Below are 26,235 nucleotides of genomic sequence, written 5' to 3'. Positions count from 1 at the left end.
CACTCCTTTAGCGCTGGAACGGATAAACCGATCCCAGCTGCAGGATTGTCGACAACGCGTCCAGCGCCTCGCGACCTTCGCGCAGAAGCTGCGGGTCAACCAGATCGGCCTGCGTTAGCCGGTCGCGATAGTAGCGATCGACCCAGTCATTCAGGCGCGTAAAGAGCGTATCGTTCATCATGACCGCCGGGTTAACCGCCTGCATTTCGTCCTGAGTCAAGACCACGCGCAGACGTAAACAGGCTGGACCACCGCCATTGGCCATGCTTTCACGCAGGTCAAACACGCGCAGTTCGTCAATCGGGTTATCCGCCTTCACCAGCTCGGTCAGGTAGCGCCATACGCCCTGATGATCCCGGGACTCCTGCGGCAGGACCAGCATCATGCTGCCGTCATCGCGGCTGAGCAGCTGGCTATTGAACAGATACGTTTCAACCGCGTCCTGCACGCTCACCGCCTCCGTTGGCACCTGGACAGGCGTGAAGCCGTGCACGCGCTCATGCAGCGTGGCGAGCAGCTTTTCCTGATGGGCAAACGCCTGCTCGTGGCAGAACAGCACCTGGCGGTTAGAAACGGCAATCACGTCGTTGTGGAACACGCCCTGGTCGATCACATGCGGGTTCTGCTGGGCAAAAATCACCTGGGAAGGATTCACCTGGTTCAGGCGGGCAACCGCCTGGCTGGCCGCCAGCGTCTGACGGGCAGGATAACGGGTTGGCGCGACGTGGCCCCCCTCTTCTCGCCCGTAAATAAACAGCTGCACACCCGGCTCGCCATAATCGCCCCCCAGGCGGTTATGGTTGGCCGCGCCTTCGTCGCCAAACATCGCCACCTGCGGCAGGGCCTGATGCACCGCGAAATGGGCATCCTGGTTGAAAATGGCGCGCAGCACGCGCTCGGTGGTTTCCGCTTCGGTGGCGCGGTGAAACTTGTTATTCAGGTTCGCCACCGTCAGGTGGACTTTGCCATCCAGCGTATCGGCTGACGGCGCGACGGTTGCCGCGTTGGCGACCCACATCGAAGAGGCGGAGCTTGCCGCCGAGAGCAGATGCGGCGTCTGCGTCCCCGCTTTTTCGACCACCTGCTCATCGGTGCCGCTAAAGCCGAGCTGACGCAGCACCGCCACGTTCGGACGCTCCTGCGGCGGGATCACCGCCTGCGGGAAACCGGCATCCGCCAGCGCTTTCATCTTAAGCAGCCCCTGCTTCGCCGCCAGCTTCGGGTTGGAAACCTGAAAACGGTGCTTCGTGGAGGCTTCATTACCAAAAGAGAGACCGGCGTAGTGGTGCGTCAGCCCCACCAGCCCGTCAAAGTTGACTTCACGCGCTTTCATGACGATCCCCTCCGGTAAAGTCCAGCCCCGGATTAAGCGTCTCCGGCAGCGTCAGCGCCGGGGTTTCCAGGCTCGCCATCGGCCAGGCACAGTAATCGGCGGCATACCACGCGCTGGCGCGATGGTTCCCCGACGCGCCCACGCCGCCGAACGGCGCGGTGCTCGCGGCCCCGGTCAGCGGTTTATTCCAGTTCACAATCCCGGCGCGCGCTTCCAGCAGCAGTTGGTCAAACTTCTCGCGATGCGGCGAAATCAGCCCGCTCGACAGACCGTAGCGGGTGTTATTGGCCATTGCGATGGCGTCGTCAAAATCGTCATAGCGCCAGACGCACAGCAGCGGGCCAAAGACCTCTTCATCCGGCACGTTGCTCGCGCCGCTCATCTCAACGATGCCCGGCGTCAGGAGCGAGGCACCCGGCTGAACCTGTTTCGGCTCGAGCAGGGTTTTCGCGCCGCGCGCAACGTGGTCCTGCCAGGCCTTCAGCACGTTCAGCGCGGCCTGTTCGGAAATCAGCCCGCCGATAAACGGCTGCGGATCGGCATCCCACGCGGCTGGCACCAGACGCGCGCTCACCTCAACCAGACGTTTGAGGAACGCATCCCCCTGCGCGCCCCGTTTCACCAGCAGGCGGCGGGCGCAGGTGCAGCGCTGTCCGGCGGTAATAAAGGCGGACTGAATCGTCAGGTGCACCGCGGCGTCAATATCATCCGGGTCTTCCACAATCAGCGGGTTGTTGCCGCCCATCTCGAGAGCAAGGATTTTTTCCGGCTGCCCCGCCAGCTGGCGATGCAGCTGATAGCCCGTCCCGGCGCTGCCGGTAAACAGCAGGCCGTCGATATCGCTCAGCGCGCTCAGCGCCTGGCCGGTTTCGCGTCCGCCCTGCACCAGGTTCAGCACGCCCGGCGGCAGGCCAGCCTGTTCCCACAGCTTCACCACCGCCTCGCCGGTTAACGGCGTAAGCTCGCTCGGTTTGAAGATGACGGTATTGCCCGCCAGCAGCGCGGGCACAATGTGGCCATTCGGCAGATGTCCCGGGAAGTTGTACGGACCAAACACTGCCAGCACGCCGTGCGGACGGTGGCGCAGCGTGGCCGCGCCGTCCGGCATCTCGGTGTGCTGTTCGCCGGTGCGGGTGTGGTACGCCTTCACCGAAATGGCGACTTTGTTGATCATCGCTGTCACTTCGGTTGCCGCTTCCCAGCGCGGTTTACTGGTTTCAGACGCGATGATGCGCGTCAGTTCGGCCTTATTTGCCTCCAGCAGCCCGGCAAACTTTTCAACAAGCGCCTGGCGCACGGCGAAAGGCTGTTTTGCCCACGCCGGGAACGCGCGGCGAGCGGCATGGCAGGCCTGTTCCACCTGCGCGGCGCTGGCGTCGTTCCCCTTCCAGAGCACCTCTTTTCCTACCGGATTGGTCTTTACGCGCTGTTCGCCTTCGCCCGTGACCCAGTCACCGTTAATCCATAATGTCATGCTGTTTTCTCCTCAGGGCAGAGACGCACCAGGCGAACCTTATCGCCGGCGTTACATTTCAGGGCATCCAGTTCTGCAGCCGTCAGCACCAGACGTTCACATTTCGGGTTGGTCCGCACCAGCATCGCGCGGAAGTTGGCGTAATTTTCGTTTGCCACCAGGCATGCCGGCCAGTCGCCCGGCGCGGGCTGGCCTTCAGAGACCTCAACCAGCCGGCTCTTACGGATCGCGCGTACGCGGTCGATATCGCACTCAAGCGTAGGCCCACCGTCAAAGATGTCGACATAGTTACGGTAGCGGAAGCCCTCTTTCTCCAGCACCGCGCGGGCAGGCGCGGTTTGCGGATGCACTTCGCCGATCACCGCCTGCGCTTCCGGGCTGAGGAAATGGGTATAGATAGGATGCTTCGGCATCAGTTCGGCAATAAAGGCTTTCTGACCCGTGCCGCAGAGATAGTCCGCCCGGCTGAACTCCATCGAGAAGAAGCGCTCGCCCAGGCTCTCCCAGAACGGTGAATAGCCGGTGTCGTCGATCACGCCGCGCATCTCCGCAACCACCTTTTCGTTAAAGCGATCGCGGAAGGCGGCCATAAACATAAAGCGCGATTTGGAGAGCAGATAGCCGTTGCCCTCCTTGCGCCACGCCGGGTCGAGGAACAGCGTGCAAAGCTCGCTGGCGCCCGTGTGGTCGTTGCAGAGGAACAGCGTCGGCAGCGCGTTATAGACGTTCAGCTCTTTCGAGGCATGAACCATGGTGCCGACGCGGTAGTTGTACCACGGGTCGTTAAGCCCGACGGCCACTTCGATGGCGCAGATCCCGGCCACGGTCCCCGTGTCGGTGTCTTCCAGCACGAACACATACCCCTGTTCGCTTTTTGGCAACGTCCCCTGCCAGGTTTGAAGGGCGCGCTCAATGCGCGCCGACAGCGTTTTTTCATCGGCAGGAAGCGAGGTCAGCCCGCCTCCCGTCTTACCGGCAAGCTGCATGAGCCCGGCGAGATCGCCGCGCTCAACGGGACGGATGACCATCATGATGACACCCCGGATTTCACCTTTTCACACCCCAGCGCAAAGCGGTCCAGACCGGTTTGCACCTCTTCCTCGCTGACAATCAGCGCGGGAGCAAAACGCACGACGTTGGCACCGGCAATCAGCACCATCACGCCGACTTTTGCCGCTTCCTGTGAAATAAGTTTAGCTTTTCCGGCAAACTCAGCGGTGAGCTCGCAGCCGATTAACAGCCCCAGGCCACGAATTTCTTTAAACAGGCCAACCTTGCCGTTGATGGCATTCAGGCGCTCAACAAACCAGTCGTGGCGCTGCTTAACGCCCTTCAGCACCTCAGGGGTATTAATGATGTCGAGCACCTGTCCGGCAACGGCGGTGGCCAGCGGGTTGCCGCCGTAGGTGGTGCCGTGGGTGCCGACGGTCATCACGCTGGCGAATTTATCGGTGGTCAGCGTTGCGCCAATCGGGAAGCCGCCGCCCAGCGCTTTGGCGGTCGACAGCACGTCCGGCGTGACGCCGTAGTGCATATAGGCATACAGCTCGCCGGTGCGACCCACGCCGGTCTGCACTTCGTCGAAAATCAGCACCGCGTTATGACGATCGCACAGCTCGCGCAGCCCCTGCAGGAATTCCTTTTGCGCCGGAAGCACGCCACCCTCACCCTGCATCGGCTCGACGATCACCGCACAGGTGGTGTCGTTAATCAGCTCGCTGGCAGACTGCAGATCGTTATAAATACCGTGACGGATATCCGGCGGCAGCGGTGCGAAATCCTGCGAGTAGGAAGGCTGCCCGCCTGCGCTGACGGTAAAGAGCGTGCGTCCGTGGAAGGCATTTTTGAACGCCACGATACCGCTCTTGTGGGTACCAAACTTATCGTGCGCATATTTGCGCGCCAGCTTCAGCGCCGCCTCGTTGGCTTCCGCCCCCGAGTTACAGAAAAAGACTTTTTCGGCAAACGTCGCGTCGATCAGTTTTTTGGCCAGGCGCAGCGCAGGCTCGTTGGTAAAGCCGTTGCCGGTATGCCAGAACTTCGCCGCCTGGTCATTGAGCGCCTGACGCAGCGCCGGGTGGGCATGCCCCAGCGCGTTCACCGCAATCCCACCGGCAAAGTCGATATACTCTTTACCCTGCTGATCCCACAGGCGCGAGCCTTCCCCACGAACCGGAATAAAAGCCGCCGGAGCGTAAACCGGCATCATCCATTCATCGAAATTTTCACGCGTAATTGACAGAGACATAGCGACCTCATCCGGTAAATAAAAGGTTATTTGAATGTTAAATAATTGAGTGTTTGCACTGTGAATGTAGATTGCAGCCTTCGTGCCAGCCAGCGATAAAAATGCATAAACGGGTTGAGAGAACAGAATATCAATAAGTTACAACATGTAGTTATTCACTATTATTGCATAAAAAGTGAATATTTTTACGACAAGCGGCGCTTTGCCGCATGAAAATCAGAAAGAGTATGCACAGGCCAAATATAATTCTGGAATTGTGATCGCTCGCGAAATTTATCGGCCATTTACGCCCTCTTTGGGGGCGAAGCGCGTCAGAATGGTGCAAATATTGCACCACCGGCATTATCTGTCGCAGTTATTGGTCGAACCCGGTAACAGTTGACGCAAATTCTGCTACCATCCTTGCACTATTCACCTTGCACTGGCAGCGACTATGAAATTTGTCTCTTTTAATATCAACGGCCTGCGTGCCCGCCCTCATCAGCTTGAAGCTATCGTTGAGCAACATCAGCCAGATGTGATCGGCCTGCAGGAGACAAAGGTTCACGACGACATGTTCCCCCTCGAAGAGGTGGCGAAACTCGGCTACAACGTCTTTTATCACGGCCAGAAAGGTCACTATGGCGTCGCGCTGCTGACCAAAGCGCCGCCAGTTTCCGTGCGTCGCGGCTTCCCGGGCGACGGTGAAGAAGCACAGCGTCGCATTATCATGGCGGAAGTCCCTTCTGCGATCGGCAATATCACGGTCATCAACGGCTATTTCCCGCAGGGTGAGAGCCGTGACCATGAGACCAAATTCCCGGCTAAAGCGAAGTTTTATCAGGATCTGCAGGACTACCTGACCACCGAACTCAAAAAAGAGAATCCGGTGCTGATCATGGGCGACATGAATATCAGCCCGACGGATCTCGATATCGGTATTGGCGAAGAGAACCGCAAACGCTGGCTGCGCACCGGCAAATGCTCCTTCCTGCCGGAAGAGCGTGAGTGGATGGAGCGCCTGCTGGGCTGGGGCCTGGTGGATACCTTCCGCAATGCCAACCCGGAAACGCAGGATCGCTTCTCCTGGTTTGACTATCGCTCTAAAGGCTTTGACGACAACCGCGGCCTGCGTATCGATCTTCTGCTGGCCAGTTCCCCGCTGGCCGAGCGCTGCATCGAAACCGGGATCGACTACGACATCCGCAGCATGGAAAAACCGTCTGACCACGCGCCAGTGTGGGCTAAATTCAAGCTGTAATGACGCGTGAACCTTTCAAAAACGCTCTTCCTGTGCGCCCTTCTGGGCGCCTTTATTCTGGCGTTTATCATGCTTCCGCCGGGAACCCTCTCCCTGGAAGGGATTAAAACGCACCAGCAGGCATTACTCTCCTATGTCGACCACTCGCCGCTGCGCAGCGCGCTGATCTTCTTTGCGGTCTATGTGGCGGTCTCCGCCCTCTCGATCCCCGGCGCGGCGATCCTGACCCTGCTGGGCGGGACGTTGTTTAGCCTGTGGGAAGGCACTGTGCTGGTCTCGTTTGCCTCCACGCTTGGGGCCACGCTGGCGATGCTCGCCAGCCGCTATCTTTTGCGCGACTGGGTGCAACGGCGGTTTGCCAGGCAGATGGGTACGGTGAATACCGGCATGGCGCGCGACGGCGCGGGCTATCTTTTTGCCCTGCGCCTGATGCCGCTGTTCCCGTTTTTCCTGGTGAATTTGCTGATGGGACTGACCCGCATGGGAGTATTTCGCTACTGGTGGGTCAGCCAGGTCGCCATGCTGCCCGCGACGGTGGTCTTTCTCAACGCCGGGCGCGAGCTGGGAAAAGTGACCTCGCTGCGCGATATTTTGTCGCCGGGCATGCTATTCGCCTTTACACTACTGGGGTTATTGCCGTTGGTCACCCGCCGGCTGTTTTCCCGTTATCTCCCGTCTGCTAAAAAGTGAGGCATTATGCGCCGTGTGCGTTTTTGCGCGTTTCTGACCGGGCTGCTGCTCGCGGCCCCTCTGTATGCCGCCGACGGCTGGCAGGCTATTCAGCAACAGGCCAAAGGCCAGACCGTCTGGTTTAACGCCTGGGGCGGCGATCCGGCGGTCAACCGCTATCTGGAGTGGGTCAGCGGCGAGATGCAAACGCACTATGCCATTACCCTTAAAATTGTCCCGCTGGCGGATGCTGCCGACGCGGTAAAACGTATTCAGACCGAAGCCGCCGCGGGACGTAAGACTAACGGCTCCGTCGACCTGCTGTGGGTTAACGGCGAGAACTTCCGCACGCTGAAAGAGGCAAACCTGCTGGAGACCGGATGGGCGCAGACGTTGCCCAACTGGCGCTATGTTGATACCCGCAAGCCCGTTACGGAGGATTTTGCTATCCCCACAGACGGCGCGGAATCGCCGTGGGGCGGCGCGCAGCTGACCTTTATCGCCCGCAAAGCCAGCATGCCGACGCCGCCGACCGATCCTCAGGCGCTGCTGGCGTACGCGCAGCAGCATCCGGGCAAGATCAGCTATCCTCGCCCGCCCGATTTTACCGGCACGGCATTTCTTGAGCAGCTGCTGATGACGCTAACCGCTCACCCGGAGGCGCTGCAAAAGGCCCCCGGTAGCACCTTTGCCGAGGTCACGTCCCCGCTCTGGGATTATCTGGACACGCTCCACCCGCTGCTGTGGCGCGAAGGGAAAGATTTTCCCCCTTCTCCTGCACGGACGGATGCCCTGCTTGCCAGCGGCAGCCTGAATCTGTCGCTGACCTTTAACCCGGCCCATGCGCAGCAGAAAGTGGCGAGCGGCGAACTGCCCGCCGACGGCTATAGCTTTGGTTTTCAGGGCGGGATGCTCGGCAACGTCCATTTTGTGGCGATTCCGGCCAACGCCAGCGCGAGCGCGGGGGCGAAAATGGTCGCCAATTTCCTGCTGTCGCCGCAGGCGCAGATCCGCAAAGCTGACCCGGCCATCTGGGGCGATCCGAGCGTGCTGGATGCGAAAACGCTGCCCGAAGAAGAAGCCAGACAGCTGCTGGCCCACACGCCTCAGGGGCTGCCGAAGGTGCTTGCCGAGCCGCAGTCCGCCTGGGTGAACGCGCTGGAGCAGGAATGGCTGCGTCGTTACGGCACCCGCTGAGCGGGCTCGTCTGGCTGGCGATGGCGGTGATTTATCTGCCGATCCTGCCCGCCGGCACCATGCTGCTTGCCCCGGCGTTTTCGCTGACAAACTGGCAGCGGCTGCTGAACGATCCGCAGCTCCCGCAGGCGGCCGTCGCCACGCTGGTCTCAACGCTCATCGCCACGCTGGGGGCGTTGTTCATTGCTCTTCTCCTCGTCAGCCTTCTCTGGCCCGGGAAACGCTGGCGACGTCTCACAACCCGCCTGCCGTGGCTGCTGGCGATCCCCCATGTGGCGTTCGCCACCGGCGCGTTGCTGCTGTTTGCCGAGGGCGGACTGTTTTATCAGGTCTGCACCGTCTGTTCGCCGCCGTTTGACCGCTACGGCGCCGGGCTGGGGCTGACGCTTGCGGTCAAAGAGAGCGCGTTTGTCCTGTGGGCGATTTATGCCGTACTGCCGGAAAAACGGCTCACGCAGCAGAAGATCGTCCTGCAGACGCTCGGCTACGGGCGATTTCAGACGCTGAGCTGGCTGATTCTGCCAGCTATCGCGCCCGTCCTCGGGGCAGTCATGCTGGCGGTGCTGGCATGGTCGCTGTCGGTCGTGGACGTGGCGATCGTTCTCGGGCCCGGCAACCCGCCTACCCTGGCCGTGCTGGCCTGGCAGTGGTTAAGCCAGGGCGACGCGCAGCAGCAGGCAAAAGGGACGCTGCTGTGCCTGCTTCTCCTTCTGCTGCTGGCCGCGCTTGCCGCTCTGGGATACGGACTCTGGAAGGCATGGGTTCGCACACTTGCGGACCTCACCGGAACGCGTCCCCGGTCGCAGCGCGTCCTGCCTGAGCGGGCACTGAGCGGGTTTCTGCCCGCGTGCGGCGTCCTGTGCGCCGCGGTACTGCTGATGCTGGCGCAACGGGATGACGTTGGCCCGGTGGGAACCAGCCTTTCCTTCGGTCTGCTTTCAGCCCTGATTGCCCTGGTCGTCGGGTTACTCTGGCTGGAGTGGGGCCCGCAGCGCGGCACGCTGTGGGTATGGTTACCGCTCGCCCTTCCGGCCCTCCCGCTCGTCACCGGCCAGTATGCGATTGCGTTGCACCTGGGCGTCGACGGGCACTACGCCGCCGTGCTCTGGAGCCACCTCCTGTGGGTATTGCCGTGGATGCTGCTGGTGCTGCAACCCGCCTGGCGCCGGATCGATCCCCGGCTTATCCTCACCGCCAGAACGCTCGGCTGGCGGCGGACAAAAATCTTTTTACTGCTGAAATGCCCGCTGCTGGTGCGCCCTGCGCTACTGGCCTTTGCCACCGGCTTTTCCGTCAGCATGGCGCAATATATGCCGACGCTGTGGCTGGGCGCGGGGCGTTTCGCCACGCTGACCACCGAAACCGTGGCGCTCAGCAGCGGGGGCAGCATCCCGATTCTCGCTAACCGGGCGCTGGGATTACTGCTGGTCACGGGCACGGTATTTGGTCTTGCCGCCCTGCTATCCCGGCTCGCGGGCCGCTACCGACAAGGGTTACGTTAATGCTGAAGGTAAAAAATCTCACCATCGAACCGCTTTTCCGCGAGGTCAGTTTTTGCGTGCCCCGCGGGGAGATCGTCACCCTGATGGGGCCGTCCGGCAGCGGAAAGTCGACCCTTTTTGCCTGGATGGTCGGCGCGCTGTCAGACGATTTCCAGGCGCGTGGCGAACTGTGGCTCGACGCGCGTCGCTGCGACGCGCTTCCCGTGGAGTCCCGCGGGATGGGTATTCTCTTTCAGGACGCGCTGCTGTTCGATCAGTTCAGCGTCGGGCAAAATTTGCTGCTGGCGCTGCCTGAGCGCATCGCCGGACGCGCGCGTCGGGAGGCGGTCGCGCAGGCGCTGGATTCCGCCGGGCTGAGCGGCCATTACGCCAGCGATCCAGCCACCCTCTCCGGCGGGGAGCGTGCCCGGGTCAGCCTGCTGCGGGCCCTGCTCGCGGAGCCGCAGGCGCTGCTGCTGGATGAACCGTTCAGCCGCCTCGATAAAGCGTTACGGGCCACGTTTCGGGCATGGGTATTTGACGCCGTCCGCGCGCGCAATATTCCGGCGGTGCTGGTCACGCACGATGAGGACGATATTCCACCCGGCGGCGAGCTGATTGAGATTTCTCGCTGGCAATAATGTGCTAACGCAATGTTTTCCGTTTCGGGAGAGACGACAATGCCCCCCTCTTTTACTGACGTCAGGTTATTCGATGAAACGTGTTTCTCAACTGACCGCGCTGGCCCTGCTCTGCGGCCTCGCTTCCTTTTCCTCGCTGGCGGCTGATATGCCCAACGCCATCACGCTGTCTCAGCTTCAGGCACAGCACGGCACGCCTGTCGACACACGCGCCAGCGCCTTCTATAACGGCTGGCCGCAGACGCTTAGCGGCCCCTCCGGGCATGAACCCGCCGCGCTCAACCTTGCTGCCGCCTGGCTCAGCGCCATGAGCGACGAGCAGATTGCGCTGTGGGCAAAACAGCATCAGCTCACCCCTGCGACGACCATCGCCCTGTACGGCGACGAGAACGATAACCAGGCGGTGAAAGCCCGCCTGGAGAAAGCCGGGTACCGCCACGTTTCGCTGCTCAGCGATGCTCTGCAGACGCCCGAGCGCCTTCAGCGCCTGCCTCACTTTGAACAGCTTGTTTACCCGCAGTGGATCCACCGGCTCCAGCAGGGTAAACCCGTGGCTGCCGCACCGGCGGGCGACTGGAAAGTGATTGAGGCCGCCTGGGGTGCACCGAAGTTTTACCTGCTGAACCACATTCCCGGCGCGGGCTATATCGACACCAACGAGGTGGAAAGCGAACCGCTGTGGAATAAAGTCTCCGACGACAAGCTGAAAGCGATGCTGGCGAAGCACGGGATCCGTCACGACACCACCGTCATCTTGTATGGCCGCGACGTCTACGCCGCCGCGCGCGTGGCGCAGATTATGCTGTATGCGGGCGTGAAGGATGTGCGTATTCTCGACGGCGGCTGGAAGGCGTGGTCGGATGCAGGCCTGCCGGTTGAGCGCGGTACGCCCGGTAAAGTGACGCCCGCCCCCGATTTCGGCGCGCCGATCCCCGGTCAGCCGCAGCTGATGGTGGATATGGAACAGGCGCGCGGCATGCTGCACCGTCAGGATGCCTCTCTGGTCAGCATACGCTCGTGGCCGGAGTTCATCGGCGAAACCAGCGGCTACAGCTACATCAAGCCAAAAGGTGAAATTGCCGGTGCCCGCTGGGGTCACGCGGGCAGCGATGCCACCCACATGGAGGATTTCCATAACCCGGATGGCACCATGCGCAGCGCTGACGACATCGCCGCCCAGTGGAAGCGCTGGAATATTCTGCCGGAACAGCACGTCGCGTTTTACTGCGGCACCGGCTGGCGGGCGTCTGAAACCTTTATGTACGCCCGGGCGATGGGCTGGAAGAATATCGCCGTCTATGACGGCGGCTGGTACGAATGGAGCAGTCATCCGCAGAACCCGGTGACGACCGGTGAGCGCGGGCCTGAAAGCGCGCGCTAAGGATTAAGTGACTTCAGCGTCACGTAGCCGCTCCAGATGCGCGTTGTGGTGGTCAGCCAGCACAGCGCACCGAATACCCACGCGAAGAGCGTAAAGTGCGCAGGAAAAAGGCAGCACAGCACAAACAGCATGATGGTCTCCGTCCCTTCCGTTAACCCGCCGATGTAATAAAACGACTTGTGCGCATAGCCGGGGTTGTCGATGTCGTGCTTCGCGGCCAGGGCCGCAAACGCCAGAAAACTGCTGCCGGTCCCGATAAACGCAAACAGCAGCCAGGCGGCCGCCAGCGCATTTTCTGCCGGTGCTGCCAGCGCAAAGCCAAACGGCACCAGGGCGTAGAACAGAAAGTCGAGCGCGATATCGAGAAATCCCCCCGCATCGGTCAGGCCTCTGCGGCGCGCCAGCGCCCCGTCCAGACCGTCCAGCAGGCGGTTAAGCACGATGGCGACCAGCGCCGCCGGATACCAGCCAAGGACCAGAAACGGCAGCGCCAGCACGCCGATGGCAAACCCGGTCAGGGTCAATCCGTCGGGCGTGATGCCCGGCCTGTCCAGCACGGAGACCAGACGATCCAGCGCCGGTTTTATCCGCGGGTGAAGATGGCGATCAAGCATGGGGCGTCTCGTTAAAGGTGGCGCATAGCCCCTGCGCCGGAATATCCAGCGCGGCGTTAAAGCGGGCAGAGAGATTCTGAAAGGCAATGAGCGCCGTCATCTCGGTGATGGCATCTTCCGTAAAGTGGCGCTTCAGCGCCGTTCTGATGGCCTCATCCGCCCGGGGCGGCGTGGCGGTCACCGCCTCGGCGTAGGCCAGCGCCGCGCGCTCCTGCTGCGTGAACAAGGCGGATGCCTGCCAGTCGCTAACGGCCTGCACCTTTTCCAGCGCCCCGCAGCGCTCGGCCAGCCGCAGGCTGTTGGCATCAATACAGAAAGCGCAGTGGCAGAGCTGGGACACCCGCGTCATGAGTAGCGAACGCAGCACGGGTGACAGGCGCGCGCGACGACGCTCCAGAAAACCGACGAACAGCGCCACCAGCCAGAACAGACGCGGCATGCGCCCCCACCAGCGCGTGGGATTCAGCACGGCGCCAAAATGCTTTTTCTGCATCACGGCAATCGGTCTAAGGCTGGCGGGAAGGGATTCGATAGGGGCAACCCAGGCGGTAGTCTCTTTCACCTGATTCTCCTGATTACTGGACTCTGAGAAAGGGCACGATAATATGTCTTTTTTCGCTATCAATTATTGACGACCATGCTGAAAACACTCGATGTCGTTGCCGCCATCATCGAAAAAGACGACAAAATTTTACTGGCGCAGCGCCCTGCCCACGCCGACCAGCCGGGCATGTGGGAATTTGCAGGCGGCAAAGTCGAGGCGGGTGAAACCCAGCCCGAGGCGCTTATCCGCGAGCTGCGCGAAGAGTTGGGTATTGAAGCGCGGCCCGCGCAATACGTGGCAAGCCACCAGCGTGTAGTCTCGCAGCGCTTAATCAACCTGCACGCCTGGCACGTTCCTGCGTTTAGCGGTGCGCTCACGGCGCACTACCACAGCGCGCTGGCATGGTGCACGCCGGAAGAGGCGTTTGGCTACGCCTTAGCCCCCGCGGATATTCCCCTGCTGGAGGCGTTTATTGTTTTACGCGACGCCAGACCAGCGGGTTCGTGCTGATGGCGCGCTCGTCGCGCTGGCACTGCAACAGCACGCCCTCCGCCTTCACGACGGCCCCTTCAGAATAGTTTTGATCCTGGTAGATGCAGCACTGGTTACACGGCTGCGCGCGCTGGCCGCTGGAGCTAAACACCTCCGGCGGCACGTTCACTTCTACATCCGGGCGAATGCGGTCAGCCTGCGCGCCTGCGGTAAAGATCGCACATAACGCGGTAAGTACATAACGGTTCATAGACACATCTTCCTGTTGTTCCCTTGATAATGACTATAACGGTAAACCGGCGCGGAACCTTTAATTTATCTCGTCATCGCTTTTGGTTATGACGCAGCACCTGTCATTAATTTCCCTTTCGTCCTGAATTTCTGCTTGCCACACAAAGCGGTACGGGTGGTATAGTCAAAAAAACAACACAAAACGCATAAGTCATATACAAACATTATTATAAGAGGTTCTTATATCTATGGATCAGACACGCTCTCTGGAAAGTTTCCTTGCCCATGTTCAGCAGCGCGACCCGCACCAAAGCGAGTTCGCCCAGGCCGTGCGTGAAGTGATGACCACCCTGTGGCCCTTCCTTGAACAAAACCCGCGCTATCGCCAGATGTCGTTGCTCGAACGCCTGGTCGAGCCAGAGCGCGTGATCCAGTTCCGCGTGACCTGGGTGGACGATCGCAATCAGGTGCAGGTTAACCGCGCGTGGCGCGTCCAGTTTAACTCCGCCATCGGCCCGTTTAAGGGCGGCATGCGTTTCCATCCGTCCGTGAATTTGTCGATTCTGAAATTCCTCGGCTTCGAGCAGACCTTTAAAAACGCACTGACCACGCTGCCCATGGGCGGCGGAAAAGGCGGCAGCGATTTCGACCCGAAAGGCAAAAGCGAAGGTGAAGTGATGCGTTTCTGCCAGGCGCTGATGACCGAACTCTACCGTCACCTCGGCCCGGACACCGACGTGCCTGCCGGTGATATCGGCGTGGGCGGACGTGAAGTGGGCTTTATGGCCGGGATGATGAAAAAGCTTTCCAACAACAGCGCCTGCGTCTTTACCGGCAAAGGGCTGTCGTTTGGCGGGAGCCTGATCCGCCCGGAAGCGACCGGATACGGCCTGGTTTACTTCACAGAGGCCATGCTCAAGCGTCACGGCTTAGGCTTCGAAGGCATGCGCGTAGCCGTTTCCGGCTCCGGTAACGTGGCGCAGTACGCGATTGAAAAAGCGATGCAGTTTGGCGCTCGCGTGGTGACCGCCTCTGACTCCAGCGGAACGGTGGTGGATGAAGCGGGCTTCACGGCAGAGAAGCTGGCGCGCCTGTGTGAAATCAAAGCCAGCCGCGATGGACGCGTGGCGGATTACGCCCGGGAGTTTGGCCTGACCTACCTCGAAGGGAAACAGCCGTGGGGCGTGCCGGTGGATATCGCCCTGCCGTGCGCCACGCAGAACGAGCTGGATGCTGAAGCCGCGCGCACGTTGATTAGCAACGGCGTAAAAGCGGTCGCCGAAGGGGCAAACATGCCGACCACCATCGACGCGACGGACCTGTTCCTGGAGGCAGGCGTGCTGTTTGCACCGGGCAAGGCCGCCAACGCGGGCGGCGTGGCAACCTCCGGCCTCGAAATGGCGCAAAACGCCGCGCGTCTCGGCTGGAAGGCGGAGAAAGTGGATGCGCGCCTGCACCATATCATGCTGGATATTCACCACGCCTGCGTGGAATATGGCGGTGAAGCGTCACAAACCAACTACGTGCGTGGGGCGAATATCGCCGGGTTCGTGAAGGTAGCGGATGCGATGATTGGGCAGGGTGTGATTTAAGTTTCGCGGCGTTCTCGCCCTGTAGGCCCGGTAAGCGTTAGCGCCACCGGGCTTTTTTCAGGCCGCAGAGCGGCTTTTCGCCGGGTGGCGGCTTCGCCTGACCCGGCCTACGGGTTAAGAGGCGGCCGCGCTCTTTTTCTTTTTAAACGGTTTCTTCGCGCCACCACCGGGTGCAACCATCCCTCTGAACGTTTTCACGGGCGTGCTGCGCGCCTGATCGATCAGCTGGTAAAGCGTCCCCACCAGCGGCTGCATAAAGTCCTGATAGCGGCACTGCTTCTCGCTGATCTGCGTCAGCACCGATTCCCAGTGCGCGGTCATGTCCGGCCTGGCGGCCAGCTCCGGCAGGGAATGAATCAGCGCGCGGCCCGGCTCGGTCGAATGGATATAGCGCCCCTTTTTCTCAAGAAAACCGCGCTTAAAGAGCAGCTCGATGATCCCCGCGCGGGTTGCCTCCGTACCCAGACCGTCGGTGGCGCGCAGGATCTTCTTCAGATCTTTATCCTGCACGAACCGGGCGATTCCGGTCATCGCGGAAAGCAGCGTCGCATCGGTAAAATGGCGCGGCGGCTGGGTCTGGCGTTCCACCACTTCCCCTTTCTCGCACAGCAGCTCGTCGTCTTTGGCGACCACGGGCAGCGGCGTGCCGTCGTTCTCTTCGTCACGCTCTTTGTTGCCGAGCAGCGTGCGCCAGCCTGCTTCCGCGAGGAAACGGGCTTTGGCGATAAACTTCCCTTTTGCGATTTCCAGCTCGATCACGCATTTGCGGAACACCGCGTCCGGGCAGAACTGCATCAGGTACTGGCGGGCGATCAGGTTGTAGACCTTCGCTTCGTTATCCGTCAGGTTGACGCTGCTGGCGCGCGCCGTCGGGATAATCGCGTGGTGGGCGTCCACCTTTTTGTCGTCCCAGCAGCGGTTATGGGTGTCCGGGTTCACCACCGGCTGCGGCAGCAGATCCGGCGCGTGCACGCCTATGGCGTTCATCACCGAATGACGACCGGCAAAATGCTCTTCCGGCAGGTAGCGGCTATCCGAACGCGGATAGGTGATCAGCTTATGGGTTTCATAGAGCTTCTGGCAGATGTCCAGCACGTTCTGCGCGCTGAGGCCAAAGCGCTTCGCGGCCTCAATCTGCAGGGCCGACAGCGAGAACGGCAGCGGCGCGGGTTCTGATTCCCGTTTATCGTTATAGCTGGTGACGATAGCGGGCTGTCCGGTAATGCGGTTAACCACATGATCCGCCAGCGGACGGTGCAGCAAACGCCCCTCTTCATCCTGATATGACTCGCAGGCATCGCTCGGCTGCCAGACGGCGGTAAAGCGTTCGTCTTTAGGCGTGACGATATGCGCTTTCACTTCAAAGAAATCTTTGGCGACGAAGTTCTCAATCTCTTCATCACGACGCACGACCAGCCCCAGCACCGGCGTCTGCACGCGCCCCACGGAGAGCACGCCCTGATAGCCCGCGTTGCGCCCGAGGATGGTGTAGGCGCGGGTCATGTTGATACCGTACAGCCAGTCGGCGCGGGCACGCGCGAGCGCCGAGACGCACAGCGGAATAAATTCGCTGTTGGCGCGCAGGCGCGAGATCGCACGCTCCACCGCCTGCGGGTTGAGGTCGTTGATCAGGCAGCGCTGCACCTGCTGGCGCTTTTCCGGCGCCAGTTCAAGATAGTCCAGCACCTCATCCACCAGCAGCTGTCCTTCCCTGTCCGGGTCACCCGCGTGCACGATTTCATCGGCTTCATGCAGGAAGCGCTTGATCACGTTGAGCTGTTTGGTCACCGAAGGTCGGGGCTGCAGGCGCCATTTTTCCGGCACGATGGGCAGATCGTTTAAATTCCAGCGGGCGTAGCGGCTGTCATAGACATCCGGCTGCGCCTGCTCAAGCAGGTGACCGATACACCAGGTGACCACCTGCCCGTTACCGCATTCGATAAAGCCGTCGCCTTTGCGATGCGGCTTGGGCAGCACATCGGCAATGGCACGGGCCAGGCTCGGCTTTTCGGCAATAAACAACCGCATCGAATTAACGGATCTCAATCATCGGTCGGCCACCGCGCGCGGTCACCAGCTCGCCGATCGCCGTCAGGGTAATGCCGAACTCGGCGGCCGTGGCCTGAACCTCGGCTTCGGATTCCGGCGTGACCGCCAGCAGCAGGCCGCCGGAGGTTTGCGGATCGCACAGCAGGTTGCGCCATTCTTCTGGCATTTCGCCCATCAGGTGACCATAGCTGGCGAAGTTACGCTGGGTACCGCCCGGGACCGCGCCCTGAGCAATATACTCTTCCACGCCCGGTAGCTTCGGCACGTCCTGATACCAGACCTGCGCCTGCACGCCCGCGCCCTGACACACTTCGGAGAGGTGCCCCAGCAGACCAAAACCGGTCACGTCGGTCATCGCCTTCACGCCGTCGATATTGGCGAAAGCGGCACCCGCGAGGTTCATCTGGCACATGACTTCCGTTGCCAGCCCTTTGTGCTCCGGTTTGAGCAGGGATTTTTTCTCGGCGGTGGTCAGCACGCCAATGCCCAACGGCTTGGTGAGGAACAGCTTGCAGCCCGCCTGCGCGGTACTGTTGCGCTTCACGCGCTCGGTCGGGACCACGCCGGTAACGGCCAGGCCGAAGATAGGCTCCGGCGCATCGATAGAGTGACCACCGGCCAGCGCAATCCCCGCCTGCTGGCAGGCGAAACGGCCGCCATCAATCACTTCACGGGCCACTTCCGGCGGGATGGTGTTGATCGGCCAGCCCAGAATAGCGATCGCCATAATCGGTTTGCCGCCCATGGCGAAGATATCGCTGATGGCATTGGTGGCCGCAATACGCCCGAAATCGAACGGGTTGTCGACAATCGGCATAAAGAAGTCGGTGGTGCTGATAATGCTGGTGCCGTTACCCAGGTCATAAACCGCTGCATCGTCACGCGTTTCGTTACCGACAAGCAGGTTCGGGTCGACAAACTTCGCCTGTTCGCTGTGCAGGATGGTCTCCAGCACTTTCGGGGAAATTTTACAACCGCAACCGGCTCCGTGGCTGTACTGCGTTAAACGAATGGTTTGCTCGCTCATGGACGTCTCCTGTCATCTCAATCGCGCTATGGTAGCGCTCATTCCATAAAGAGGTAAGTATGACTGTCTGAATTCTGCGGCAGATGCTCAGAATCCAGACAGTTTAGCGCGCGCTATCAGAAACGGCTGACGAAAGGCGTGGTGTCCGGCACGCTGATGGTGCTGGAGGCTTTAAGCTGCGGAGTACCGAGATAGAGGAAACCGACAATTTTGTCATGCTCACCGCAGCCAAAACCGTCCCGGACCGCCGGGCTTTCGGTCAGCGCACCGGTGCGCCAGATACCGTTAAAGCCTTGCGCGACGGCGGCCATCTGCATCGCCATCACCGCACAGCCCGCAGACATTTCCTGTTCCCAGACCGGGACTTTATGATCCGCCTGGCATTTTGCCACGACAGCAATGATCATCGGGGCGCGGAACGGGGCATTACGCGCCTTATCGATTCCTTTCTCATCCTGCCCTGCGGCCACCGCCCCCTGTTCCAGCAGTTTACTGAAACGATCGCGGCCTTCGCCTTCAATCACAAAGAAGTGCCACGGCTGCAGCGTGCCATGATCGGGGGCACGCATGCCGGCACGCAGAATGTTCTCCAGCTGCTCGCCTGCCGGGGCAGGTTCGGCCAGACGGGAAGCGCTACGGCGGTTAACAAGCAGTTCGAGTGCGTCCATTGGTTAACTCCTTTCTTGAAATTTACTCACAAAATTAACACGACGGCAGATTTTGTTACAGCCTGGCAGGCGATTCCTGCTGACAAGTGGCGGTTGGGTCATTACGATAACCCAACATTACCGTCCAGTGGCGACGGAAACAGTCATTTTCTGGTTAGGGAGAATACATGCGAACCCTTTGGCGAATTATTGCCGGTTTCTTTAAATGGACGTGGCGACTGCTCAACTTCGTCCGCAACCTGGTGATGAATATCTTCTTCATCCTGCTGGTTCTGGTTTGCGCGGGCATCTGGATGCACATCAGCAACGCAAATCAGGCGCAGCATTCGACTCGCGGGGCCCTGTTACTCGATATCACCGGCGTCATCGTTGATAAACCGTCAGCCAGCAACCGTCTGGGTGTGATCAGTCGCCAGCTGTTTGGCGCCACGTCCGACCGCCTGCAGGAAAACTCCCTGTTCGATATCGTCGATGCCATCCGGCAGGCGAAAGATGACCGCAACATCACCGGCATCGTGCTGGATCTGAAAGATTTTGCCGGCGGCGACCAGCCCTCTATGCAGTACATCGGTAAAGCGCTGCGCGAATTCCGCGACAGCGGCAAGCCGGTGATTGCCGTGGGCGACAGCTACAGCCAGGGACAATATTATCTGGCGAGCTTCGCCAATAAAATCTGGCTCTCCCCGCAGGGTACGGTCGATCTGCACGGCTTTGCCACCAACGGCCTGTACTACAAATCGCTGCTCGACAAGCTGAAGGTTACCACCCACGTCTTCCGCGTCGGCACGTACAAATCCGCCGTGGAGCCGTTTATCCGCGACGATATGTCACCTGCCGCCCGCGAAGCGGACAGCCGCTGGATTGGCGAGCTGTGGCAGAACTATCTCGGCACCGTTGCCGCGAACCGTCAGATTACGCCTGAGCAGGTGTTCCCTGGCGCGCAGGGCGTGCTGGCAGGCCTGCGTAAGGTTGACGGCGATACCGCGAAATACGCGCTCGATAACAAACTGGTTGATGCCCTGGGCACCAGCGCCGAGATTGAAAAATCCCTGAGCAAACAGTTTGGCTGGAGCAAAGAGGACAAAAATTACAGCGCCATCAGCATGTATGATTACTCGACGAAGAAACCGGATGAGAACGGTGACAGCGTCGCGGTGGTCTTTGCTAACGGTGCGATCATGGACGGTCAGGAAACTCCGGGGAACGTGGGCGGCGACACCACCGCGTCACAAATCCGCGATGCGCGCCTGGATCCGAAAGTGAAGGCGATTGTCCTGCGGGTCAACAGCCCTGGCGGTAGCGTCAGCGCCTCCGAAGTGATCCGCGCTGAACTGGCCGCGGCCCGCGCCGCCGGTAAGCCTGTCGTCGTCTCAATGGGCGGAATGGCCGCCTCCGGGGGGTACTGGATCTCCACGCCAGCCAACTACATCGTGGCGAACCCAAGCACGCTCACCGGCTCGATTGGCATCTTCGGGGTGATCAACACCGTAGAAAACAGCCTGGATTCTCTGGGCGTGCATACTGACGGCGTAGCGACTTCTCCGCTCGCGGATGTCGCGGTGACCAAATCCCTGCCGCCGGAAGTCTCTGAGATGATGCAGCTCAGCATTGAGAACGGCTATAAACGCTTTATCACCCTGGTCGCCGACTCGCGCAAAAAGACGCCTGAGCAGATCGACCAGATTGCGCAGGGCCACGTCTGGACCGGTCAGGATGCGAAGAGCAACGGACTGGTGGACAGCCTTGGCGACTTCGATGACGCGGTGAAGAAAGCCGCCGAACTGGCGAAGCTGAAGCAGTGGCATATCGAGTATTACCAGGACGAACCGTCGTTCTTCGATATGGTCATGGACAGCATGTCCGGCTCGGTACGCGCCATGCTGCCGGAGGCGCTGCAGGCTTACCTGCCTGCGCCGGTCGCCACGGCGGCAAAAGCGATGAAGGCAGAAAGCGATAAGCTTGCGGCCTTTAACGATCCACAGAGTCGTTACGCGTTTTGCCTGACCTGCGCGAACGTCCGTTAAAAACCGTCCCCTCTTCCTACGAAGAGGGGATTTTTTTCTTTTGAAGAACAAGAACTCACTACCATGCAGAAGAAATCGATTTATGTAGCCTACACTGGCGGTACCATCGGTATGCAGCGCTCCGAAAACGGCTATATCCCCGTCTCCGGCCACCTGCAGCGTCAGCTTGCGCTGATGCCCGAATTCCACCGTCCGGAAATGCCTGACTTTACCATCCACGAATACGAGCCGCTGATGGACTCCTCCGACATGACGCCGGAAGACTGGCAGCACATCGCGGATGATATTAAAGCCCATTACGACCAGTACGACGGCTTCGTGATCCTGCACGGTACCGACACCATGGCATTTACCGCCTCGGCGCTCTCCTTCATGCTGGAGAACCTGAGCAAGCCGGTTATCGTCACCGGATCGCAAATTCCGCTGGCGGAGCTGCGCTCTGACGGGCAGATCAACCTGCTGAACTCCCTGTACGTGGCGGCGAATTACCCGATTAACGAAGTGTCGTTGTTCTTTAACAACCGTCTTTATCGCGGTAACCGCACCACCAAAGCCCACGCCGACGGCTTTGACGCCTTTGCCTCACCCAACCTGCAGCCGCTGCTGGAGGCCGGGATTCATATCCGTCGTCTGGGAACCCCTCCTGCGCCGAACACCGCGGGCGAGCTGATTGTGCATCCGATTACTCCGCAACCGATTGGCGTGGTGACCATTTATCCGGGTATCTCTGCGGACGTGGTGCGTAACTTCCTGCGCCAGCCGGTGAAAGCGCTTATCCTGCGCTCCTACGGCGTGGGCAACGCCCCACAGAACGGTGAATTCCTGAAAGAGCTTCAGGAGGCCAGCGAGCGCGGAATTGTGGTGGTAAACCTGACCCAGTGTATGTCCGGTAAAGTCAATATGGGCGGCTATGCCACCGGCAACGCGCTGGCGCATGCGGGGGTGATCAGCGGTTTCGATATGACCGTTGAGGCAACGCTGACTAAACTTCACTATTTACTGAGTCAGGATCTGGACATTCAGTCCATTCGCAGCGCGATGATGCAAAACCTGCGCGGCGAACTGACGCCTGACGAATAAGGAGGTCTCATGAAGCAACGCGCCCTGCTCCTGGTCGATTTGCAAAATGATTTCTGCGCGGGCGGTGCGCTGGCCGTCGCCGAAGGTGACAGCACCGTTGACGTAGCCAACACGCTGATTGACTGGTGCAAAGCCCGTGGTGAAGCAGTTGTCGCAAGCCAGGACTGGCACCCGGCAAATCACGGCAGCTTTGCCAGCCAGCACAATGTCGAGCCCTTCACCCAGGGTGAACTCGACGGGCTGGCGCAAACTTTCTGGCCGGATCACTGCGTACAGCAAACGGAAGGCGCGGCGCTGCATCCGCTCCTGAATCAAAAGGCCATCGATGCGGTGTTCCACAAAGGCGAAAACCCGGCTATCGACAGCTATAGCGCGTTTTTTGATAACGGGCATCGTCAGAAAACCGCTCTCGATGCGTGGTTACGTCACCACGAAATCACGGAGCTGATTGTGCTGGGGCTGGCAACGGACTACTGCGTGAAGTTCACCGTGCTGGACGCGCTTCAGTTAGGCTACACCGTCAGCGTCATCACCGACGGCTGCCGCGGGGTGAACATTCACCCGCAGGACAGCGCTCAGGCGTTTATGGATATGGCTGCGGAAGGCGCGACGCTGTATACGCTCGAAGACTGGCTGGAAACGCAGGCTTAGGCCTTTTAAGCCGGGTGGCGGCTGCGCCTTACCCGGCCGACTTCTTTGGTTTTAGGCCGGGTAAGCGTCAGCGCCACCCGGCAAAACTCCCCCTCCGATCCCCATAAAGTGAACTCCCTCGCAACCTCAGCGAAGCGGCAATGCTATTCTCTTCAGGCTGTTTTTTCGCCACGCCTTTTCCGTGGCGTGGTTATTTTTATTAAGTCAAAGAGGAACTTGTATGAAACGTTTGCCCTTGCTGGCAGCCTTACCCTTGCTTTGCGCGTCAGTTGCCTCCGCCAGTTCCCTGATGTCCGTGGGCTATTTTAACGGGGGTGGCGACGTCACCGCCGGACCGGGTGGCGATATCAATAAACTTGACGTTCGCCAGATCACCCACCTGAACTACTCGTTTGGTCTGGTCTATAACGACGAAAAAGACGAAACCAACGCCGCGCTGAAAGATCCGGCGAAGCTGCATCAAATCTGGCTATCGCCAAAAGTGGCGTCCGACCTGGCCTTGATCCCCACCCTGCGTAAGCAAAACCCAAATCTTAAGGTCCTGCTCTCCGTCGGCGGCTGGGGCGCGCGTGGTTTCTCTGGCGCAGCGGCAACCCAAGAGAGTCGCGCGGTGTTCATCCGCTCCGCGCAGGAGATTGTTGAAAAATATGGTCTGGACGGGATCGACCTCGACTGGGAGTATCCGGTCAACGGTGCCTGGGGCCTGGTGGCAAGCCAGCCCGCCGACAGGGATAACTTTACCGCCCTGCTGAAGGAGATGCGCGACGCGTTCGGGCATAAAAAGCTGGTGACCATTGCGGTAGGCGCGAATGCGGAAAGTCCGAAAAGCTGGGTGGATGTGAAAGCCATTGCCCCCCTGCTCGATTACATCAACCTGATGACCTACGACATGGCGTACGGCACGCAGTATTTCAATGCCAACCTGTACGACTCCAGCGCCTGGCCGACGGTGGCCGCCGCGGACAAATACAGCGTCGATTTTGTGGTGAACAACTATCTGGCCGCCGGGTTGAAGCCGCAGCAGATGAATCTCGGGATTGGTTTCTATGGCCGCGTACCGAAACGCGCCGTGGAGCCGGGCATTGACTGGACGAAACCCGATGCGCAAAAAAATCCGGCCACTCAGCCCTACTTCGGGCCGCAGGAGATCGGGTTGTTCAAGTCGCTCGGCTACGACCTGACCAAAGATACCTACGTGAAGTACAACGATATCGTCAAAAAGCTGCTGAACGATCCGCAGAAACGCTTTACCGAGCACTGGGACGACCAGGCGAAAGTGCCGTGGCTTTCGGTGAAGGGTGCCGATGGCAACGCGCTGTTTGCGATTTCGTATGAGAACCCGCGATCCGTGGCGATCAAAGCGGACTACATCAAAGAGAAAGGTCTCGCCGGAGCGATGTTCTGGGAGTACGGCGCGGATGATGAAAACCAGTTAGCGAAGCAGCTGGCGGCGTCGCTCGGGATCCCGCACTAAAGTGTAGCGTGCCGGGTGGCGCTAGCGCTTACCCGGCCTACATGAGAGCATTATTTGAAAGTCGCAATCGGCTTCGGGGTGATACCAAAGTCCTCTTTCAGCTCACGCTTGCTCTTCATCACCATTTGACCATGGGTGTCGATCGTCATGTGCTGCGCGTCGGTGTTGTTGCGCGCCTGCCACAGCATCACCAGCTGCAGGCTGTTTTCTTTCTGCTCCGGGGTCAGCGCGACGCCATCGGGCCATTTTCCCAGCTCTACGGCGGTGACCAGACGCTGATAAATCTCCGGCGTCATACCGCTAATCATGTCTTCAATATTCACAATCCCGCCCTTTTAAAGGAATAATTTGCTGAATCGTTTTTTCAACCCTTGATCTGGTCGCCGTTTTCGTCGTCAGTGAAGCTCATTGAGGCTGAATTCACGCAGAAACGCTCGCCCGTTGGCTGAGGGCCATCCGGGAAGACGTGTCCAAGGTGCGCATCGCAGTTGCCGCAGCGAATTTCGGTGCGCACCATGCCGTGCGACGAGTCGGTCAGATAGCGGATAGCCTCATCGCTCACCGGCTCGTAAAAGCTCGGCCAGCCGCAGCCCGAATCAAATTTCGTTTGTGAATTAAACAGCGGGGCATCGCAGACCAGGCAGTGGTAGACACCGTCCCGCTTGTTGTGCAGTAAACGCCCGGTGAACGGGGGTTCCGTTCCGTGGTTCTGCGTCACGTAAAACTGCATTTCTGTGAGGTTTTTTTTCAAATCGTCAGGGTTACGTTGGTTCGACATATGCTTACATCTCGCTGTAGAAACAGACATCTTTTACCCCGCATTCTAACAAAACATTAACACCCTTGCGTGCACTTTTGATCTAAACTTATGTGTCGCGAAAAGGCGGTCAGGCAATTGTGATCACATTCACATTTTTATCCTGCGAGGACTTTAAAATTCCGGGCGCAGCCCCCATGTGGTTGCAAGCTCAAAGGGAAAGTGAGGCGAGTCAGTCGCACAAACGTTAGTCACAGGATTGATTTGTCGCAATGATTGACACGATTCCGCTTGACGCTGCGTAAGGTTTTTGTAATTTTACAGGCAACCTTTTATTCACTAACAAATAGCTGGTGGAATATATGACTATCAAAGTAGGTATCAACGGTTTTGGCCGTATCGGCCGTATTGTTTTCCGTGCTGCTCAGAAACGTTCTGACATCGAAATCGTTGGTATCAACGATCTCCTGGACGCTGAATACATGGCGTACATGCTGAAGTACGACTCAACTCACGGTCGTTTCGACGGCACCGTTGAAGTGAAAGACGGCCACCTGGTTGTAAATGGCAAAACCATCCGCGTTACTGCTGAGAAAGACCCAGCTAACCTGAAATGGAACGAAATTGGTGTTGACGTTGTTGCTGAAGCAACCGGTATCTTCCTGACCGACGAAACTGCACGTAAACACATCACTGCTGGTGCGAAGAAAGTTGTTCTGACGGGTCCTTCCAAAGACAACACCCCAATGTTCGTTCGTGGTGCAAACTTCGAAACTTACGCTGGCCAGGATATCGTGTCTAACGCATCCTGCACCACCAACTGCCTGGCACCGCTGGCTAAAGTTATCAACGACAACTTCGGCATCATCGAAGGTCTGATGACTACCGTTCACGCAACCACCGCTACTCAGAAAACCGTTGATGGCCCGTCTCACAAAGACTGGCGCGGCGGCCGTGGCGCGGCTCAGAACATCATCCCATCCTCTACCGGTGCGGCTAAAGCTGTAGGTAAAGTACTGCCAGAACTGAATGGCAAACTGACTGGTATGGCGTTCCGCGTTCCAACTCCTAACGTATCCGTTGTTGACCTGACCGTTCGTCTGGAAAAAGCTGCTTCTTATGAAGAAATTAAGAAAGCAATCAAAGCTGCTTCCGAAGGCCCAATGAAAGGCGTTCTGGGTTACACCGAAGACGACGTTGTTTCTACCGATTTCAACGGCGAAGTGTGCACTTCCGTGTTCGATGCTAAAGCAGGTATCGCACTGAACGACAACTTCGTTAAACTGGTATCCTGGTACGACAACGAAACCGGCTACTCTAACAAAGTACTGGACCTGATCGCTCACATCTCCAAATAAGTTGAGATGA

General features: G+C 59.5%; 25 protein-coding genes. 13 read left to right on the top strand and 12 right to left on the bottom strand.

Annotation, left to right across the window (positions count from 1 at the left end; all coding sequences use genetic code 11):
- Positions 1 to 7: 7 nt before the first annotated feature.
- From astB to astC, 4 genes are read right to left on the bottom strand one after another with little or no spacing between them, the layout of a single operon-like run.
- Complete coding sequence (gene astB / locus ACEPLT_RS08885; protein WP_232928418.1) at positions 8 to 1,333, bottom strand: N-succinylarginine dihydrolase; 1,326 nt, start codon at positions 1,331 to 1,333, stop codon at positions 8 to 10.
- Positions 1,320 to 2,807: a succinylglutamate-semialdehyde dehydrogenase gene (astD, locus tag ACEPLT_RS08880; RefSeq protein WP_021241066.1), complete on the bottom strand. Its 1,488-nt coding sequence runs from the start codon at positions 2,805 to 2,807 to the stop codon at positions 1,320 to 1,322. The genes astB and astD overlap by 14 nt, the downstream gene beginning before the upstream one ends.
- Entirely contained in the window at positions 2,804 to 3,838 is a 1,035-nt protein-coding gene (gene astA / locus ACEPLT_RS08875; RefSeq protein ID WP_008500686.1) for an arginine N-succinyltransferase, read from the bottom strand. The genes astD and astA overlap by 4 nt, the downstream gene beginning before the upstream one ends.
- Entirely contained in the window at positions 3,835 to 5,055 is a 1,221-nt protein-coding gene (astC, locus tag ACEPLT_RS08870) for a succinylornithine/acetylornithine transaminase (RefSeq protein ID WP_447088367.1), read from the bottom strand. Before astC ends, astA begins: the two co-directional genes overlap by 4 nt.
- Before the next feature lie 433 nt (positions 5,056 to 5,488).
- Between astC and xthA the strand changes: the two genes are divergently transcribed.
- The 6 genes from xthA to ACEPLT_RS08840 all read left to right on the top strand — a co-directional run bounded on the left by xthA (position 5,489) and on the right by ACEPLT_RS08840 (position 11,664).
- Complete coding sequence (xthA, locus tag ACEPLT_RS08865) at positions 5,489 to 6,295, top strand: exodeoxyribonuclease III (protein WP_008500688.1); 807 nt, start codon at positions 5,489 to 5,491, stop codon at positions 6,293 to 6,295.
- A 69-nt stretch (positions 6,296 to 6,364) separates the two neighbouring features.
- On the top strand, positions 6,365 to 6,985 hold the full coding sequence (locus tag ACEPLT_RS08860; RefSeq protein WP_227009863.1) for a TVP38/TMEM64 family protein: 621 nt from the start codon (positions 6,365 to 6,367) through the stop codon (positions 6,983 to 6,985).
- A gap of 15 nt (positions 6,986 to 7,000) precedes the next feature.
- A complete protein-coding gene (locus tag ACEPLT_RS08855; RefSeq protein ID WP_416172896.1) occupies positions 7,001 to 8,161 on the top strand; it encodes an ABC transporter substrate-binding protein in 1,161 nt (386 codons plus the stop codon).
- On the top strand, positions 8,134 to 9,663 hold the full coding sequence (locus ACEPLT_RS08850; RefSeq protein WP_447088366.1) for a thiamine ABC transporter permease: 1,530 nt from the start codon (positions 8,134 to 8,136) through the stop codon (positions 9,661 to 9,663). The genes ACEPLT_RS08855 and ACEPLT_RS08850 overlap by 28 nt, the downstream gene beginning before the upstream one ends.
- A complete protein-coding gene (locus ACEPLT_RS08845) occupies positions 9,663 to 10,283 on the top strand; it encodes an ATP-binding cassette domain-containing protein (RefSeq protein WP_059364688.1) in 621 nt (206 codons plus the stop codon). Before ACEPLT_RS08850 ends, ACEPLT_RS08845 begins: the two co-directional genes overlap by 1 nt.
- A gap of 73 nt (positions 10,284 to 10,356) precedes the next feature.
- On the top strand, positions 10,357 to 11,664 hold the full coding sequence (locus ACEPLT_RS08840; protein ID WP_063417447.1) for a sulfurtransferase: 1,308 nt from the start codon (positions 10,357 to 10,359) through the stop codon (positions 11,662 to 11,664).
- Here the strand turns inward: ACEPLT_RS08840 and ACEPLT_RS08835 are convergent.
- Both ACEPLT_RS08835 and ACEPLT_RS08830 read right to left on the bottom strand, forming a co-directional pair.
- On the bottom strand, positions 11,661 to 12,278 hold the full coding sequence (locus tag ACEPLT_RS08835; RefSeq protein WP_023292694.1) for a CDP-alcohol phosphatidyltransferase family protein: 618 nt from the start codon (positions 12,276 to 12,278) through the stop codon (positions 11,661 to 11,663). The two genes, ACEPLT_RS08840 and ACEPLT_RS08835, sit on opposite strands and share 4 nt — an antisense overlap.
- The gene (locus ACEPLT_RS08830) at positions 12,271 to 12,840 is read right to left on the bottom strand and encodes a carboxymuconolactone decarboxylase family protein (protein WP_023292695.1); all 570 of its coding nucleotides are present in this window, start codon (positions 12,838 to 12,840) and stop codon (positions 12,271 to 12,273) included. The genes ACEPLT_RS08835 and ACEPLT_RS08830 overlap by 8 nt, the downstream gene beginning before the upstream one ends.
- 75 nt (positions 12,841 to 12,915) lie before the next feature.
- Between ACEPLT_RS08830 and ACEPLT_RS08825 the strand changes: the two genes are divergently transcribed.
- The gene (locus ACEPLT_RS08825) at positions 12,916 to 13,332 is read left to right on the top strand and encodes a pyrimidine (deoxy)nucleoside triphosphate diphosphatase (RefSeq protein WP_269837240.1); all 417 of its coding nucleotides are present in this window, start codon (positions 12,916 to 12,918) and stop codon (positions 13,330 to 13,332) included.
- Here the strand turns inward: ACEPLT_RS08825 and ACEPLT_RS08820 are convergent.
- A complete protein-coding gene (locus ACEPLT_RS08820; RefSeq protein ID WP_008500699.1) occupies positions 13,292 to 13,564 on the bottom strand; it encodes a YnjH family protein in 273 nt (90 codons plus the stop codon). The two genes, ACEPLT_RS08825 and ACEPLT_RS08820, sit on opposite strands and share 41 nt — an antisense overlap.
- A gap of 229 nt (positions 13,565 to 13,793) precedes the next feature.
- Between ACEPLT_RS08820 and gdhA the strand changes: the two genes are divergently transcribed.
- The gene (gene gdhA / locus ACEPLT_RS08815; protein ID WP_008500700.1) at positions 13,794 to 15,137 is read left to right on the top strand and encodes an NADP-specific glutamate dehydrogenase; all 1,344 of its coding nucleotides are present in this window, start codon (positions 13,794 to 13,796) and stop codon (positions 15,135 to 15,137) included.
- 114 nt (positions 15,138 to 15,251) lie between these two features.
- Here gdhA and ACEPLT_RS08810 read toward each other — a convergent pair whose 3' ends face one another.
- The 3 genes from ACEPLT_RS08810 to ACEPLT_RS08800 all read right to left on the bottom strand — a co-directional run bounded on the left by ACEPLT_RS08810 (position 15,252) and on the right by ACEPLT_RS08800 (position 18,881).
- Positions 15,252 to 17,165, bottom strand: a complete 1,914-nt coding sequence (locus ACEPLT_RS08810) for a DNA topoisomerase III (RefSeq protein ID WP_032651511.1) — start codon at positions 17,163 to 17,165, stop codon at positions 15,252 to 15,254.
- Positions 17,166 to 17,169: 4 nt separating this feature from the next.
- A complete protein-coding gene (gene selD / locus ACEPLT_RS08805) occupies positions 17,170 to 18,213 on the bottom strand; it encodes a selenide, water dikinase SelD (protein WP_008500702.1) in 1,044 nt (347 codons plus the stop codon).
- Between the two features lie 116 nt (positions 18,214 to 18,329).
- Complete coding sequence (locus ACEPLT_RS08800; RefSeq protein ID WP_045353688.1) at positions 18,330 to 18,881, bottom strand: NAD(P)H nitroreductase; 552 nt, start codon at positions 18,879 to 18,881, stop codon at positions 18,330 to 18,332.
- Positions 18,882 to 19,048: 167 nt separating this feature from the next.
- On the opposite strand from ACEPLT_RS08800, the gene sppA reads away from it, so the two are divergent.
- The 4 genes from sppA to ACEPLT_RS08780 all read left to right on the top strand — a co-directional run bounded on the left by sppA (position 19,049) and on the right by ACEPLT_RS08780 (position 24,110).
- Positions 19,049 to 20,905: a signal peptide peptidase SppA gene (gene sppA / locus ACEPLT_RS08795; RefSeq protein ID WP_232928410.1), complete on the top strand. Its 1,857-nt coding sequence runs from the start codon at positions 19,049 to 19,051 to the stop codon at positions 20,903 to 20,905.
- Positions 20,906 to 20,968: 63 nt separating this feature from the next.
- Positions 20,969 to 21,985, top strand: coding sequence for an asparaginase (gene ansA, locus ACEPLT_RS08790; RefSeq protein WP_008500705.1), 1,017 nt, complete (start codon positions 20,969 to 20,971; stop codon positions 21,983 to 21,985).
- A gap of 9 nt (positions 21,986 to 21,994) precedes the next feature.
- The gene (pncA, locus tag ACEPLT_RS08785; RefSeq protein WP_023327146.1) at positions 21,995 to 22,636 is read left to right on the top strand and encodes a bifunctional nicotinamidase/pyrazinamidase; all 642 of its coding nucleotides are present in this window, start codon (positions 21,995 to 21,997) and stop codon (positions 22,634 to 22,636) included.
- Positions 22,637 to 22,856: 220 nt separating this feature from the next.
- A complete protein-coding gene (locus ACEPLT_RS08780) occupies positions 22,857 to 24,110 on the top strand; it encodes a glycoside hydrolase family 18 protein (RefSeq protein WP_023343914.1) in 1,254 nt (417 codons plus the stop codon).
- A 50-nt stretch (positions 24,111 to 24,160) separates the two neighbouring features.
- Here the strand turns inward: ACEPLT_RS08780 and ACEPLT_RS08775 are convergent, their stop codons facing one another.
- On the bottom strand, positions 24,161 to 24,433 hold the full coding sequence (locus ACEPLT_RS08775) for a YeaC family protein (RefSeq protein WP_021241050.1): 273 nt from the start codon (positions 24,431 to 24,433) through the stop codon (positions 24,161 to 24,163).
- A gap of 41 nt (positions 24,434 to 24,474) precedes the next feature.
- Complete coding sequence (msrB, locus tag ACEPLT_RS08770; RefSeq protein ID WP_008500710.1) at positions 24,475 to 24,888, bottom strand: peptide-methionine (R)-S-oxide reductase MsrB; 414 nt, start codon at positions 24,886 to 24,888, stop codon at positions 24,475 to 24,477.
- Positions 24,889 to 25,229: 341 nt separating this feature from the next.
- Here msrB and gapA point away from each other — a divergent pair, with 341 nt between their 5' ends.
- The gene (gene gapA / locus ACEPLT_RS08765; RefSeq protein ID WP_006809136.1) at positions 25,230 to 26,225 is read left to right on the top strand and encodes a glyceraldehyde-3-phosphate dehydrogenase; all 996 of its coding nucleotides are present in this window, start codon (positions 25,230 to 25,232) and stop codon (positions 26,223 to 26,225) included.
- Positions 26,226 to 26,235: the final 10 nt, after the last annotated feature.

This window comes from Enterobacter sp. fkY84-1, from assembly GCF_052974705.1.
This window is presented reverse-complemented; position numbering and strand designations above follow the sequence as displayed.

What these genes read in the sequence shown, in the direction of transcription:
- astB (WP_232928418.1), bottom strand. Translation starts at nt 1,333, where the DNA reads ATGAAAGCGCGTGAAGTCAACTTTGACGGGCTGGTGGGGCTGACGCAC.
- astD (WP_021241066.1), bottom strand. Translation starts at nt 2,807, where the DNA reads ATGACATTATGGATTAACGGTGACTGGGTCACGGGCGAAGGCGAACAG.
- astA (WP_008500686.1), bottom strand. Translation starts at nt 3,838, where the DNA reads ATGATGGTCATCCGTCCCGTTGAGCGCGGCGATCTCGCCGGGCTCATG.
- astC (WP_447088367.1), bottom strand. Translation starts at nt 5,055, where the DNA reads ATGTCTCTGTCAATTACGCGTGAAAATTTCGATGAATGGATGATGCCG.
- xthA (WP_008500688.1), top strand. Translation starts at nt 5,489, where the DNA reads ATGAAATTTGTCTCTTTTAATATCAACGGCCTGCGTGCCCGCCCTCAT.
- ACEPLT_RS08860 (WP_227009863.1), top strand. Translation starts at nt 6,365, where the DNA reads ATGCTTCCGCCGGGAACCCTCTCCCTGGAAGGGATTAAAACGCACCAG.
- ACEPLT_RS08850 (WP_447088366.1), top strand. Translation starts at nt 8,134, where the DNA reads ATGGCTGCGTCGTTACGGCACCCGCTGAGCGGGCTCGTCTGGCTGGCG.
- ACEPLT_RS08845 (WP_059364688.1), top strand. Translation starts at nt 9,663, where the DNA reads ATGCTGAAGGTAAAAAATCTCACCATCGAACCGCTTTTCCGCGAGGTC.
- ACEPLT_RS08840 (WP_063417447.1), top strand. Translation starts at nt 10,357, where the DNA reads ATGAAACGTGTTTCTCAACTGACCGCGCTGGCCCTGCTCTGCGGCCTC.
- ACEPLT_RS08835 (WP_023292694.1), bottom strand. Translation starts at nt 12,278, where the DNA reads ATGCTTGATCGCCATCTTCACCCGCGGATAAAACCGGCGCTGGATCGT.
- ACEPLT_RS08825 (WP_269837240.1), top strand. Translation starts at nt 12,916, where the DNA reads ATGCTGAAAACACTCGATGTCGTTGCCGCCATCATCGAAAAAGACGAC.
- ACEPLT_RS08820 (WP_008500699.1), bottom strand. Translation starts at nt 13,564, where the DNA reads ATGAACCGTTATGTACTTACCGCGTTATGTGCGATCTTTACCGCAGGC.
- gdhA (WP_008500700.1), top strand. Translation starts at nt 13,794, where the DNA reads ATGGATCAGACACGCTCTCTGGAAAGTTTCCTTGCCCATGTTCAGCAG.
- ACEPLT_RS08810 (WP_032651511.1), bottom strand. Translation starts at nt 17,165, where the DNA reads ATGCGGTTGTTTATTGCCGAAAAGCCGAGCCTGGCCCGTGCCATTGCC.
- selD (WP_008500702.1), bottom strand. Translation starts at nt 18,213, where the DNA reads ATGAGCGAGCAAACCATTCGTTTAACGCAGTACAGCCACGGAGCCGGT.
- ACEPLT_RS08800 (WP_045353688.1), bottom strand. Translation starts at nt 18,881, where the DNA reads ATGGACGCACTCGAACTGCTTGTTAACCGCCGTAGCGCTTCCCGTCTG.
- sppA (WP_232928410.1), top strand. Translation starts at nt 19,049, where the DNA reads ATGCGAACCCTTTGGCGAATTATTGCCGGTTTCTTTAAATGGACGTGG.
- ansA (WP_008500705.1), top strand. Translation starts at nt 20,969, where the DNA reads ATGCAGAAGAAATCGATTTATGTAGCCTACACTGGCGGTACCATCGGT.
- pncA (WP_023327146.1), top strand. Translation starts at nt 21,995, where the DNA reads ATGAAGCAACGCGCCCTGCTCCTGGTCGATTTGCAAAATGATTTCTGC.
- ACEPLT_RS08780 (WP_023343914.1), top strand. Translation starts at nt 22,857, where the DNA reads ATGAAACGTTTGCCCTTGCTGGCAGCCTTACCCTTGCTTTGCGCGTCA.
- msrB (WP_008500710.1), bottom strand. Translation starts at nt 24,888, where the DNA reads ATGTCGAACCAACGTAACCCTGACGATTTGAAAAAAAACCTCACAGAA.
- gapA (WP_006809136.1), top strand. Translation starts at nt 25,230, where the DNA reads ATGACTATCAAAGTAGGTATCAACGGTTTTGGCCGTATCGGCCGTATT.